The 12,505-nt window shown below is 66.6% G+C and carries 12 protein-coding genes; 11 read left to right on the forward strand and 1 reads right to left on the reverse strand.

Annotated features, from left to right (window positions below; genetic code table 11):
• Positions 1-10 precede the first annotated feature (10 nt).
• From ACYVG8_RS09610 to ACYVG8_RS09660, 11 genes are all read left to right on the forward strand, one after another.
• Positions 11-1,198, forward strand: a complete 1,188-nt coding sequence (locus ACYVG8_RS09610; protein ID WP_460745635.1) for a cation diffusion facilitator family transporter — start codon at positions 11-13, stop codon at positions 1,196-1,198.
• Positions 1,199-1,405: 207 nt separating this feature from the next.
• A complete protein-coding gene (locus tag ACYVG8_RS09615; protein ID WP_028500135.1) occupies positions 1,406-2,515 on the forward strand; it encodes an aromatic ring-hydroxylating oxygenase subunit alpha in 1,110 nt (369 codons plus the stop codon).
• Positions 2,505-3,056, forward strand: coding sequence for a hypothetical protein (locus ACYVG8_RS09620; RefSeq protein WP_460745637.1), 552 nt, complete (start codon positions 2,505-2,507; stop codon positions 3,054-3,056). Before ACYVG8_RS09615 ends, ACYVG8_RS09620 begins: the two co-directional genes overlap by 11 nt.
• A gap of 109 nt (positions 3,057-3,165) precedes the next feature.
• Complete coding sequence (gene queC, locus ACYVG8_RS09625; RefSeq protein WP_028500137.1) at positions 3,166-3,843, forward strand: 7-cyano-7-deazaguanine synthase QueC; 678 nt, start codon at positions 3,166-3,168, stop codon at positions 3,841-3,843.
• Between the two features lies 1 nt (position 3,844).
• Entirely contained in the window at positions 3,845-4,825 is a 981-nt protein-coding gene (locus ACYVG8_RS09630; protein WP_051529018.1) for a 6-pyruvoyl trahydropterin synthase family protein, read from the forward strand.
• Positions 4,822-5,451: a 7-carboxy-7-deazaguanine synthase gene (queE, locus tag ACYVG8_RS09635; RefSeq protein WP_107889884.1), complete on the forward strand. Its 630-nt coding sequence runs from the start codon at positions 4,822-4,824 to the stop codon at positions 5,449-5,451. Before ACYVG8_RS09630 ends, queE begins: the two co-directional genes overlap by 4 nt.
• 35 nt (positions 5,452-5,486) lie before the next feature.
• On the forward strand, positions 5,487-5,924 hold the full coding sequence (gene queF, locus ACYVG8_RS09640) for a preQ(1) synthase (RefSeq protein WP_028500139.1): 438 nt from the start codon (positions 5,487-5,489) through the stop codon (positions 5,922-5,924).
• A 52-nt stretch (positions 5,925-5,976) separates the two neighbouring features.
• A complete protein-coding gene (locus ACYVG8_RS09645; protein WP_051529019.1) occupies positions 5,977-6,882 on the forward strand; it encodes a DMT family transporter in 906 nt (301 codons plus the stop codon).
• 71 nt (positions 6,883-6,953) lie between these two features.
• On the forward strand, positions 6,954-7,319 hold the full coding sequence (locus ACYVG8_RS09650; RefSeq protein ID WP_028500141.1) for a SpoIIAA family protein: 366 nt from the start codon (positions 6,954-6,956) through the stop codon (positions 7,317-7,319).
• Positions 7,320-7,433: 114 nt separating this feature from the next.
• Positions 7,434-9,191, forward strand: coding sequence for a potassium/proton antiporter (locus tag ACYVG8_RS09655; protein ID WP_028500142.1), 1,758 nt, complete (start codon positions 7,434-7,436; stop codon positions 9,189-9,191).
• Between the two features lie 75 nt (positions 9,192-9,266).
• Positions 9,267-11,579, forward strand: coding sequence for a Tex family protein (locus ACYVG8_RS09660; RefSeq protein WP_028500143.1), 2,313 nt, complete (start codon positions 9,267-9,269; stop codon positions 11,577-11,579).
• A 70-nt stretch (positions 11,580-11,649) separates the two neighbouring features.
• On the opposite strand, the gene ACYVG8_RS09665 is transcribed toward ACYVG8_RS09660, so the two are convergent.
• Entirely contained in the window at positions 11,650-12,372 is a 723-nt protein-coding gene (locus ACYVG8_RS09665; protein ID WP_460745640.1) for a hypothetical protein, read from the reverse strand.
• Positions 12,373-12,505 lie beyond the last annotated feature (133 nt).

A 12,505-nucleotide genomic window follows, 5' to 3' on the forward strand; every position in this document is an offset into this window, starting at 1 on the left:
TCTGAAACCGATGAGTACTCCTGCACAAGCCGGCGTCAGCCCCGCTGACCGCCATGCCGCTGCCAAGCGCTCGACCCTGGTCAGCGTGGCGGTCAATGTCGTGCTGTCGACGCTGCAGATCGTGCTGGGCTTCTTCGCCCATTCCCAGTCGCTGATCGCTGACGGCTTTCACTCGCTGTCCGATCTGCTGGCCGATTTTGTCGTGCTGGCGGCAAACCGCGTCAGCCATGAGGCGGCCGATGCCAACCACCCGTACGGCCACGCCCGTTTCGAGACGGCCGCCTCGATGCTGCTCGGTCTGCTGCTGCTGATCGTCGGCATTGGCATGCTGTGGTCTGCCGGCATGAAAATGACCAATCCCGAGCTGATTCCGACCGTCCACCCGGTCGCGCTGTGGGTCGCGCTGCTGACGCTGCTGTGCAAGGAAGGGCTGTTTCGCTACATGCTGCGCGTGGCCGAGTCGGTCAAGTCGAGCATGCTGGTGGCCAATGCCTGGCATGCCCGCTCGGACGCGGCCAGCTCGCTGGTGGTGGCGGTCGGCATTGGCGGCAACCTGATGGGCTACCGTTTCCTCGATCCGCTGGCGGCGGCGCTGGTCGGCTTCATGATCGGCCGTTCCGGCTGGAAGTTCGCCTGGTCGGCGCTGTCCGACCTGATGGACCGTGGCCTGTCAGACCATGAAGTGGACGAGATCCGGCAGACGCTGGCGGCCACGCCGGGGGTGCGCAATGTGCATGATCTGCGGACCCGGCACATGGGTGACTACGCGCTGGTTGATGCCCACTTGCTGGTTGATGGTCGTATCAGCGTGTCCGAAGGGCACTATATCGCCGCGACGGCACGGCGCCGCGTGCTGCAGCATCACCGCGCGCTGGATGTGCTGGTGCATATCGATCCCGAGGATGACGAAGGCGAGCGCAATGCTTATGACCTGCCTTTCCGCGAGGCCGTCATGCAGCGACTGCGCGACAGCCTGGGCGACAGCGAGGCCGGCGGTTTCGAGATCCAGCTGCATTATCTGGGAGGCTGGCTGGATCTGGATATCGTGCTCGACGATCGCCTGGCCGCGCCGGACCCGGCTGCCTGCGAGCAATTGCTGGCCCGGCTGAAGGCCGCGCTGGGCGAGCTGGCGCAGATCCGCGACATCCGCATCCTGCGACCGGCCTGCGCGATGCACCATGAGCGGGCCGATGACTGAGTGAGGCTAAGCATTTAAATAAACGCGATTTACCGGCCGTCCGTCCGGTAAAAAGCACTTGCCCCGGGGGGAGGGGCCGGGTACATTCCCCGGCCCGTATCCTGCCGGGGTTTTCCCGGCAGTTGCGCGGTTTTTAGCACCGTATCCGTAAACTCGTTTTGGCGGGATTCGGCTGGTCTTACTCTTGCATCCCAAGGAGTGGGAAGAATGTCTGATCTGGCTCAGGCCCAACTGCTGGGCGCGTCCTGCGCGCAATTGCCCATCCATACTTATTTTGATCCGGCATTCCATGAACTGGAGCAACAGCTGCTGTTCCGCGATGCGCCGGTCTACTATGGCCACGAGCTGATGGTGCCGAATGTCGGCGACTATCACACGCTGGAATGGATGGGGCACGGCAGAATGCTCAAGCGCAATGCCGATGGTGTCCGCCTGCTGTCCAATGTCTGCCGCCACCGTCAGGCGCTGATGCTGAAGGGGCGCGGCAATACCGACCACATCACCTGCAATATCCACGGCTGGACCTACGACAACCAGGGCCGGTTGCTCGGGGCGCCGCACTTTGCCGAAACGCCCTGTCTGAAGCTGGAGCAGGTCGAGCTGACCTGCTGGAACGGGTTGCTGTTCGATGGCCGCCGCGATGTCGCCCGCGATCTGGCGACACTCGGTGTTGCCCGTCATCTGTCGTTCGACCAGTACGGCTTCCACAGCGCCCATGTGACCGAATACGACTTCAACTGGAAAACCTTCATTGAAGTGTATTCGGAGGACTACCACGTCGATCCGTTCCACCCGGGGCTTGGCAATTTTGTCGATTGCGCCGACCTGAAGTGGGAGTGGGGCGAGCAGTATCACGTGCAGACGGTCGGAGTGAAGAACCGGCTGGCGCGTGCCGGCAGCCAGGTCTATGACGACTGGCACCAGCAGGTACGGCAGCGCCATGCCGACCGCCAGCCCGATTTCGGCGCCATCTGGCTGACCTACTATCCGAACATCATGGTCGAGTGGTATCCGCACGTGCTGGTGGTCAGCGTGGCCATTCCGCGCGGCGTCGACAAGACCACGGTCATTACCGAGTTCTACTACCCGGAAGACATCCTCTGGTTCGAGCCGGACTTTATCGAAGCCGAGCAGAAGGCCTATTTTGAAACTGCGGTCGAGGATGACGAAATCTGCTACCGGATGCACGAAGGCCGTCGCGCGCTGTGGCTGCGCGGCGACAGCGAGGTCGGTCCGTACCAGTCGCCGACCGAGGACGGCATGCAGCACTTCCACGAGTTCTACCGGCGGCAGATGGGGCAGGCCCTTGCCGGCTGAAGCGGCCTGTTCGCGGGGCGGCTGGCTGGCCCGGGCATTGTTGCTGCTCTGCCTGCTGCCGTCGGCCGCCGGCGCGGGCGTGGTCCGCGACCGTGAGCTCGGTTTCAGCATCGACCTGCCGCCGCGCTGGAAACTGACCTACCGCGAGCTGTCGGCCCCGGACCGTTCGCGGGCCTGGATTCCGTCGCGGCGCACCGACGCCGACCGCGGCCGGGCGCGCATCGAGGTCGAGCGCCGTCGCCATCCCGGGGCACGCAAGCTGGAGCGCGAGATCCACCGCCGCGGCAAGGAACTGACCGCACCGCTCCGCATCCGGACCTATCCGCGCCCCAACCATACCGAACTGACGCTGGTTGAATACCGCGACGGCAGCTACGACCGCAGCGGTGCGTGGCTGGTCAACCGCTATCTGCTGGCCTACCTGCCGGTGGATGGCAAGACGCTGCTGGTTGCCCGCTGCCAGGCGGCGGAAACCGATTTCGCCCTCTATCGCGCCCAGCTGGAAAAAAGCTGTCTGAGCCTGTCGGCGCTGCCGCGCTGAGCGTGTCTGCGATACAATCCGTCCCTTCGTGCGCCGCGAGACCGAGCGGTGGCACACCGGGAACCCCAGTGGTTCCGCCAACTTCGACTGTTCTTCGAAGGGACATATCATGACCGCATCCGTCGATGCCGGCCGGGCACTCGTCGTGCTTTCCGGCGGCCAGGACTCGACCACCTGCCTGTACTGGGCGCTTGCCCGTTTTTCCCATGTGGAAGCCGTCACGTTCGACTATGGCCAGCGCCATCGGGTCGAACTGGCGTCTGCCCGCACCATCGCCACGCTGGCCGGCGTGCGCCAGACCGTGCTGCCGATCGACACCTTCAGCGCGCTCGGCGGCAATGCGCTGACCGACGACATCGCGCCCGAGGCGGCTGCCGGTGACGCGCTGCCGAATACCTTCGTGCCCGGTCGCAACCTGATTTTCCTGACCTTCGCCGCCGCTTATGCCTACCAGCATCAACTGGGCCATATCGTGACCGGTGTCGCACAGACCGACTATTCCGGCTACCCCGACTGCCGCGAGAACACGCTCAAGGCACTGGAACTGGCGATCAACCTGGGCATGGACGCCCGGCTGCAGCTGCACGCGCCGCTGATGTTCCTCAGCAAGGCCGATACCGTGCGCCTGGCACAGTCGGTCGGCGCGTTCGATGCGCTGGCCCACAGCCATACCTGCTATGAAGGCCAGGTGCCGCCATGCGGCCAGTGTGCGGCCTGCCAGTTGCGCGCCCGCGGCTTTGCCGAAGCCGGCGTCGCCGACCCGCTGCTCGTCCGGACGGGAGGCTGACATGCGTATCGTGCATTGTGCTGCGGCCGGCTTCGAGTCCGCGCGCCGGCTGGCGTCGGACGAGGCGCATGGTCACAGCTTCACGGTCAGTGCCCACGCCGCAACCGGGCTGGCTTCCCTGCGCGCCCGGTTGCATGAGGTGACGCAGGCGCTCGATTACCGCGACCTGAACCAGGTGCTGCCGTCGCCGGACGATGCGGCGCTGGCCGACTGGATCGCCGCGCGCCTGCCGATGGCGGCCGATCTGGTTCTGCGCAGCGCGCCCGACCGGGGTGTCGAGCGCGATGCTGACGGGACGCGGCGGGTCTGGCTGAAAAGCGGTTTCGAGGCGGCCCACCAGCTGCCGCACGTGCCGGCCGGCCACCAGTGTGGTCGCCTGCACGGCCACGGCTTCGGCGTGCGGCTGCTGGCCGATGCCGACCGACAGGACATCGCCGCGCTGCAGGCGGCCTGGGCACCGCTGCATGCGCAGCTCAACCATGCATACCTGAATGCCTTGCCCGGGCTGGACAACCCGACCAGCGAGAACCTCGCCGCCTGGCTGTGGCAGCGACTGGGCGCGGTCGTGCCCGGCCTGCGCGCCGTCGACGTCTTCGAGACCGCCACTGCCGGCAGCCGCTACGATGGCCACCGTTTCCGGATCTGGAAGGAAATGCGCTTCGAGGCGGCGGTGCCGTTCGACGGTCACGGCCGCTATACCGGTCACAGCTATCTGGTACGGCTGCATCTGGCCGGCCAGGTCGACGCCCGGGGCTGGGTGCGCGACTTTGGCGAGGTCAAGGCGCGCTTCAAACCGTGCTATGCCCGGCTCGACCACCATCCGCTCGACCAGCTGCCGGGCATCGGCGCCACCGACTGCGCCGGCATTGCCGGCTGGATTGCCGCGCAATTCGCCGCCGGGGTGCCGGAGCTGTGCCGGGTCGACGTGCTGGAAAACGACCACGATGGCGCCGAGTGCCGGCTGGCCGGGGAGGGGGCATGAACTACACGGTCAAGGAAGTGTTCTACACCCTGCAGGGCGAAGGCGCCCAGGCCGGTCGTGCGGCGGTGTTCTGCCGTTTCTCCGGCTGCAATCTGTGGAGCGGGCGCGAGGCGGATCGTGATCGCGCCATCTGCCGCTTCTGCGATACCGACTTTGTCGGCACCGGTCCGGACGGCGGCAAGTTCGCCGATGCCGGGGCACTGGCCGCACATATCCGTGCCGGCTGGCGCGGGCAGGGCGGCACGCCGTATGTGGTATTCACCGGCGGCGAGCCACTGCTGCAACTGGACGCTGCCCTGATCACGGCACTGCACCGGCTCGGCTTCGAAATCGGCGTCGAAACCAACGGCACGCTGCCGGCCCCTGACGGCATCGACTGGCTGTGCGTCAGCCCGAAGGCCGGTACCGACTGGGTACAGCGCCGTGGCGACGAGATCAAGCTGGTCTACCCGCAACCGGCCCTGCTGCCGGACACGGTCGCCACCGACGGCTTTACCCACGCGTGGCTGCAGCCGATGGACGGCCCGGCACGCACGGAACACACCCGGGCGGCGATTGCCGCCTGCCTGACCGACCCCCGCTGGCGGCTGTCGGTCCAGACCCACAAGATCACCGGCATCCGCTGAAGCGGAGGCCGCTTGCCCATCCAGGAGTTTCCCCGATGAACCTGCACGACAAACTGAATGCCCTGGGCAGCCAGCGCACCGACTACCGCTACGACCAGCCGGACGCCGCGCTGCTGGAGCGCTTCCCGAACCCGTATGCCGAAGCGACGATCAACCCGCACGGCGTGACCGGCAGCCTGAACATCACCTGCCCGGAATTCACCAGCCTGTGCCCGGTCACCGGCCAGCCGGACTTCGCCACCCTTGTCATCGACATGATCCCGGGCGCGTGGTGCGTCGAATCGAAGTCGCTGAAGCTGTATCTCGGTTCCTTCCGCATGCATGGCGAGTTCCACGAAGCCTGCGTCTGCCGCATCTGCAACGATCTGGTCACCCTGCTGCAGCCGAAGTGGATCCGGGTCGAAGGCCGCTTCACGCCGCGGGGCGGCATTCCGCTGTGGCCGACCGCCGAGTGGCGCCAGCCGGGCTGCTGATCTCCGGCCGGCGCGCTGCCGGTTCACGGGCGGGCATGGTATTGTCCGGTCCATGCCCTTGACCCGAATTTCCTCGTCCCTGACCGGCCTGCCGCCGGACTGGGCAACGCGGCTGAAAACCGGCCAGCTCGGCGCGGCCTGGATGCTGGTTGCCGCCTTCTTCTTTGCGCTGATGGCCTCCTGCGTCAAGCTCGGCGCCGTCCATCATGGCGCGGTCGAACTGGTGTTCTGGCGCACACTGTTCGGCATGGTGTCGCTGGGCGCCGTCGCCGGTGTGCGCCGGCAGTCCCTGCTGACGCCGAACTGGTGGGTCCAGGTCAAGCGCGGGCTGTTCGGCTATGTGTCGCTGGTCTGCTATTTCTCGGCCATGACCGAGCTGTCGATCTCGACCGCGGTCACCCTCAATTATTCGTCGTCGATTTTTCTTGCCCTGCTGTCGGTGCTGATGCTCGGCGAACGGCTGACGCCAAAGCTGCTGCTGTCGCTGGGGCTGGGACTGGTCGGCGTGGCACTGCTGCTGCGGCCGTCGATCGGCGCCGGTCAATGGCAGTCGGGGATGATCGGCCTCGGTTCCGGCCTGATGGCCGCCTTTGCCTATCTGCACGTGCGCGAACTCGGCCAGCTTGGCGAGCCGGACTGGCGCACCGTGTTCTGGTTTACCGGTCTGTCCACCGTCTGCGGCGGCGTCTGGCTGCTGCTGAGCGGCGGGTTCCGGCTGCCGACGGCCGAATCGGTCTGGCCGCTGCTCGGCATGGGCATCACGGCCACGCTGGCGCAGCTGGCGATGACCCGTGCCTATTCGCAGGGCGACAAGCTGGTCGCCTCCGCGCTCGCCTATTGCACCGTGGCCTTTACCGCGCTGGCCGGCGCCCTGCTGTTCGGTGACCGGCTCGACCTGCCGGCCGTGGCGGCGATCGTGCTGATCGTCGTCAGCGGGCTGATTGCGGCCAGACGCTGAGCGGGTGCTTTATAGGAAGCCCCCCGCTGCGCTACGATAGAAGAAAACCACCCCAGCCGAAGGAGGCACGCATGATCTCGATCCGCCCGCAGGATTTCGGCCTTGATGTCGCGTTGTACAACGAATTCACCCTGGCCGATTTCAAAAGCCTCGAAGCTGCGCTGCTCGACCGTTTCAACAGCCAGGCCAAACCCAATGTCCTGATCGACATGAGTGAAGTGGTCGACTTCACCATCGACATGGCCGTCGAGGAACTGCGCTTCGTCCGCGCGCACGAAAAGCATTTTGGCCGCATCGCCGTGGTGGTCAAGGACAACTGGATCAAGCTGGCGGCGCATATTGCCGGCCTGCTCAGCGGCGACACCGACGTGATGTATTTCGACAGCGCCGAGTCGGCCCGTGAATGGGTCGAGGGCGGGGAACTGCCCGCGGTCTGACGCACAGCCGGCCGCGCATCGCGGCCGGCCCTCCCATTGCAGAAGTCGCCACTGAAGACTGCGACAAGCCTGTCTGAGCAGTAAAATCTCCCCATACATAGGACTCCCCATCGCGTGGAGGCAATCAATACCCTGCTGTTGCTGGGTGGCGGCCTGCTGTTTCTCAGCGTGCTGGCCAGCCTGGTGTCGGCGCGTTTCGGCGTGCCATTGCTGCTGGTGTTCCTGGTGGTCGGCATGCTGGCCGGCGAGGACGGCCCCGGCGGCATCCGCTTCGACAATTACGGCGCAAGTTTCTTTATCGGCAACCTCGCGCTGGCCATCATCCTGCTCAACGGCGGCCTGCAGACCTCGATCAAGTCGTTCCGCACCGGCCTGAAGCCGGCGCTGTCTCTGGCCACCGTCGGCGTACTGGTGTCGGCCGGGCTGGTCGGCGTGTTCGCCATGCTGCTGATGGGCATCGATCTCGCCCATGGCCTGCTGCTGGGTGCCATCATCGGCTCGACCGATGCCGCCGCCGTGTTCGCGCTGCTGCGCTCCGGCGGCATCCGGCTGAACGACCGGGTCGGCTCGACACTGGAGATCGAGTCCGGCGCCAATGACCCGATGGCGGTGCTGCTGGTGCTGATGCTGGTCGGCTGGATGTCCGGCCGGGCCGACGGCGGGCCGCTGACGCTGCTGCTGACCTTTGTCACCCAGTTTGGCGTCGGCGCGCTGGCCGGACTCGGCGGCGGCTGGCTGCTGTCGCGGCTGTTCGCCCGGTTGCGGCTGGCGGACGGCCTGTATGCCCTGCTGCTGGCTGCCGGCGGGATTTCGCTGTTTGCGCTGGCGAACAAGATGGGCGGCAGCGGTTTCCTGGCGATCTACCTGGCCGGCGTGGTCATTGGCAACCGGCCGACACCGGCCTCGCCGATCATGCTGCCGGTCATGGATGGCCTGGCCTGGTTCGCCCAGGCGGTCATGTTCCTGATGCTCGGCCTGCTGGTCACGCCGTCGAAGATGGTGGGTGACCTGCCGCAGGCCTTTGCCGTCGCCGTGTTCCTGATGCTGGTGGCGCGACCGGTGGCGGTCATGCTCTGCCTGCGTCCGTTCCGCTTTCCGCGCCACGAAGTGCTGTTTGTCAGCTGGGTCGGCCTGCGTGGCGCGGTACCGATCGTGATCGCCATTTTTCCGATGATGGCCGGCGTGCCGGCCTCGGCGCCGCTGTTCGGCGTGACCTTTGCCGTGGTGCTGGTGTCGCTGCTGGTGCAGGGCTCGTCGCTCGGCTGGATGGCGCGCAAGCTGGGCGTGGTGGTGCCCGAGCCGGACCCGCTGCCCCAGGCCCGCGCGCCGCTGCTGGCGCTGACGCCGACGGCCGACTGGCTGACACTGAGCGTGCATCCCGACGCGGCAGCCATTGGCGAACCGGTCGGCACGGTGCTGGCCGGGGCCTTGCCCGGCGCTGCAGCGCATTGTCTGGCGCTGTCGCGCCACGGTCAGCTGATCGTGCCGGATGCCAGCACCCGCTTCGCTGCCGGTGACGACGTGCTGGTGCTGGCGCCGGCCGGAGAGGGCGAGGCGCTGTCGCGCGTTTTCCTGCCGCAGCCGGAGCAGGACGGGCCGCTGTGCGAGCGGCGCTTCTTCGGTGACTTCGTACTCGATGGCAGCGCACGGCTCGGCGATGTCGCCGGACTGTATGGTGAAACGCCGCCGGCGGATGAGGCTGATCTGACGCTGGATGCCCTGTTTGCCCGTCGTTATGCCTGCGTGCGGGTCGTTGGCGACCGTATCCGCATCGGCCGGTTGTGCCTGACCATCCGGGCCATGAACGACCGTCATGTCGGCCGCGTCGGCCTGAGGCTGGCGGCAGACCGCCAACTGCACCCGTTGGCGTGACCGCCTTGCATCCTGCGCGCACCGGCTCTAAAGTCCGCGCTCCATCGAAACCGACCCTACCCACTGATTGTCACGATGCTGAAACCGATTGCCCAACGCCTGGCCGAAGAACTCAACGTCCGCCTGGCGCAAGTGTCCGCCACCATCGAGCTGTTCGACGGCGGCGCGACCGTGCCGTTTGTCGCCCGCTACCGCAAGGAAGCCACCGGGGGTCTCGACGACACCCAGCTGCGCCTGCTCGACGAGCGCCTGCGCTATCTGCGCGAGCTGGATGACCGGCGCGACACCATCGTCAAGTCGATCGCCGAACAGGGCAAGCTGAGCCCTGAAGTGGAAAGCGCGCTCTACGCTGCCGGCGACAAGACCACGCTGGAAGACCTGTACCTGCCGTACAAGCCCAAGCGGCGTACCAAGGCACAGATTGCGCGCGAAGCCGGACTGGCGCCGCTGGCGGAGACGCTGCTGGCCGACCCGTCGCAGACGCCGGAAGCCGTGGCGGCCGGCTTCGTCAATGCCGACAACGGCGTGGCCGATATCAAGGCGGCGCTGGACGGGGCGCGGGCGATCCTGATCGAACGCTTTGCCGAAGATGCGCAGTTGCTGGGCGAGCTGCGCGACAAGCTGTGGCGCGAAGGCGAAGTCGTCGCGCGGGTCGTGCCGGGCAAGGAAAGCGCCGGCGCCAAGTTCGCCGACTATTTCGCCCATGAGGAACCGCTGCGCAGCCTGCCGTCGCACCGGGCGCTGGCACTGCTGCGCGGTCGCAATGAAGAATGCCTGACCCTGGCGCTGCGCTATCAGCCGGAAGACACGCCGCTGACCCAGCGCAGCGAATACGAGCAGCGCATCGCTGCCCGTTTCGGCCTGACCGATCAGGGCCGGCCGGCCGACAAGTGGCTGCTCGACAGCGTGCGCCTGTGCTGGCGGGCCAAAATTTTCCTGTCGCTGGAACTGGAGCTGTTTGGCCGCGTGCGCGAGGCGGCGGAAGAAGAGGCGATCCAGGTGTTCGCCCGCAACCTGCACGACCTGCTGCTGGCCGCACCGGCCGGCCCGCGCGCCACACTGGGGCTGGACCCCGGCCTGCGCACCGGGGTCAAGGTGGCGGTGGTCGACGCCACTGGCAAGCTGCTCGACACCGCGACCATCTATCCGCACGAACCGCGCCGCGACTGGGACCGCTCGCTGGCGACGCTGGGTGCACTGTGCGCCCGGCACAAGGTCGACCTGATCGCCATCGGCAACGGTACCGCCAGCCGCGAAACCGACCGGCTGGCGGCAGACCTGATCCGCCTGCACCCGGAACTCGGCATGACCCGGATCGTGGTCAGCGAAGCCGGTGCCTCGGTCTATTCGGCCAGCGAACTGGCGGCGCGGGAGTTTCCCGATCTCGACGTCAGCCTGCGCGGCGCGGTGTCGATCGCCCGCCGGCTGCAGGACCCGCTGGCGGAACTGGTCAAGATCGACCCGAAGTCGATCGGCGTCGGCCAGTACCAGCATGACGTCAACCAGAGCCAGCTGGCTCGTGCGCTGGATGCCGTGGTTGAGGATTGCGTGAATGCGGTCGGTGTCGACGTCAATATGGCGTCGGCAGCGCTGCTGACCCGGGTCTCGGGCCTGAACGCCACCCTGGCGGCGAACATCGTCGCCCATCGCGATGCGCACGGCGCCTTTGACAGCCGTACCGCGCTGAAGGCCGTGCCGCGCCTCGGCGACAAGACCTTCGAGCAGGCGGCCGGCTTCCTGCGGGTGATGGGCGGCGTCAACCCGCTCGATGCTTCGTCGGTCCACCCGGAAGCCTATCCGGTGGTGGAGAAGATCGTGGCCCGCTCCGGTCGCGAGGTGAAATCGATGATCGGCGACAGCGGTTTCCTGAAAACGCTGAAGGCGACCGATTACACCGATGAGCGTTTCGGCCTGCCGACGGTGATGGACATCCTCGGTGAACTCGACAAGCCGGGGCGCGACCCGCGTCCGGAATTCAGAACGGCGGCCTTTGCCGACGGGGTCGAGGATATCCGCGATCTGCAGCCGGGCATGGTGCTGGAAGGTGTGGTCACCAATGTGGCCAACTTCGGTGCCTTTGTCGATATCGGCGTCCACCAGGACGGACTGGTCCATATCTCGGCGCTGTCGAAGAAATACGTCGCCGATCCGCGCACGGTGGTCAAGGCCGGCGATGTGGTCAAGGTCAAGGTGGTCGAAGTCGACGCTCCGCGCAAGCGCATCGCGCTGACCATGCGCCTCGACGATCCGCTGGATGCGCCGCGTGCCGGAGCGGGCAGGGCTGCCGCTGTGGCCACCGGTGGCCAGCAGAAGCGTCGCCGCGACGACAAGCCGGCCGCCGCCGGCAACTCGGCCATGGCCGATGCCTTCGCACGGCTGAAGCGCTGATCGCGGCAGCAGGAAAAAAAGCCCTGGCGGTTTCCCCGCCAGGGCTTTTTTGCGATCGGGCCGGCTGATATCAGCGACCGTGTCCGGTCTTCTGTGTTTTCTGCTTCTTTTGCTTCTTGTGCGTCACTGCCTTGTGCGGCGCCGCTTTCTTGCTGGCGGCACTTTTCCGGTTCACGGCCTTGCCACTGGCCTTGCTGCCAGTCTTGCCCGCGTGCGCGGTCTGCCTGTTGCGCTTGCTGCTGCCGCCCTTGTGGTTTGCCACGGCTTTCCTGTTTGCCGACGCCTTGCTGCCGCGCACCGCCTTCTTGTGCGAATCCGGCCGGGCGCTGGCGTGGACGGCCTGTTTCTTGCCCTTTTCGGCATGGATCTTGCTTTTGCTGGCGGGACGGGCGGCCTTGCGCTTGTCGACCGTGGCGTGCTTGCCGTGCCGGGCCGAGGCGGTTGTTGCCGTGGCGGTTTTCTTCTTGCCGGCGTGCCGGGCGGAAACCGGCTTTGCCTGGGCGTGCTTCGCACTGGCCTTGTGCCGCGATGTCCGGGCGGAAACGGCGCTGTCGCGGCGCTTCTTGTCTGCCCTGGCCGTGTGGCGCGAAGCCTTGGCCGGGCGCTCGGCACGGCTGCCGCGCGAGGTGTTGTCGGCGGCGCGAGCCGGCTTGGCGGCGGTCGCCGGGCGGGCCTTGCCGGCCTTGACCGGAGCCGGCATGTAGTCGCCGGGCAGGGGAACGTCTTCGGCGTGGGCCGAACAGAGGGTCAGCGCCGTCAGGCCGCCAATAAGGAACTGTATGAATTTACGCATTTTTTGTCAGGGCCGCAGGCGGTAAAGGGAATGTTTGAGAAATATTTATTCGAAATATTGAGCGATACAGTTAGTGGCAGTTATATTACCACGCATGGAACACCGCCCTGCGCGGGCGCCTGTTCCGCAACAA

It is taken from the genome of Microvirgula curvata, from assembly GCF_054781615.1.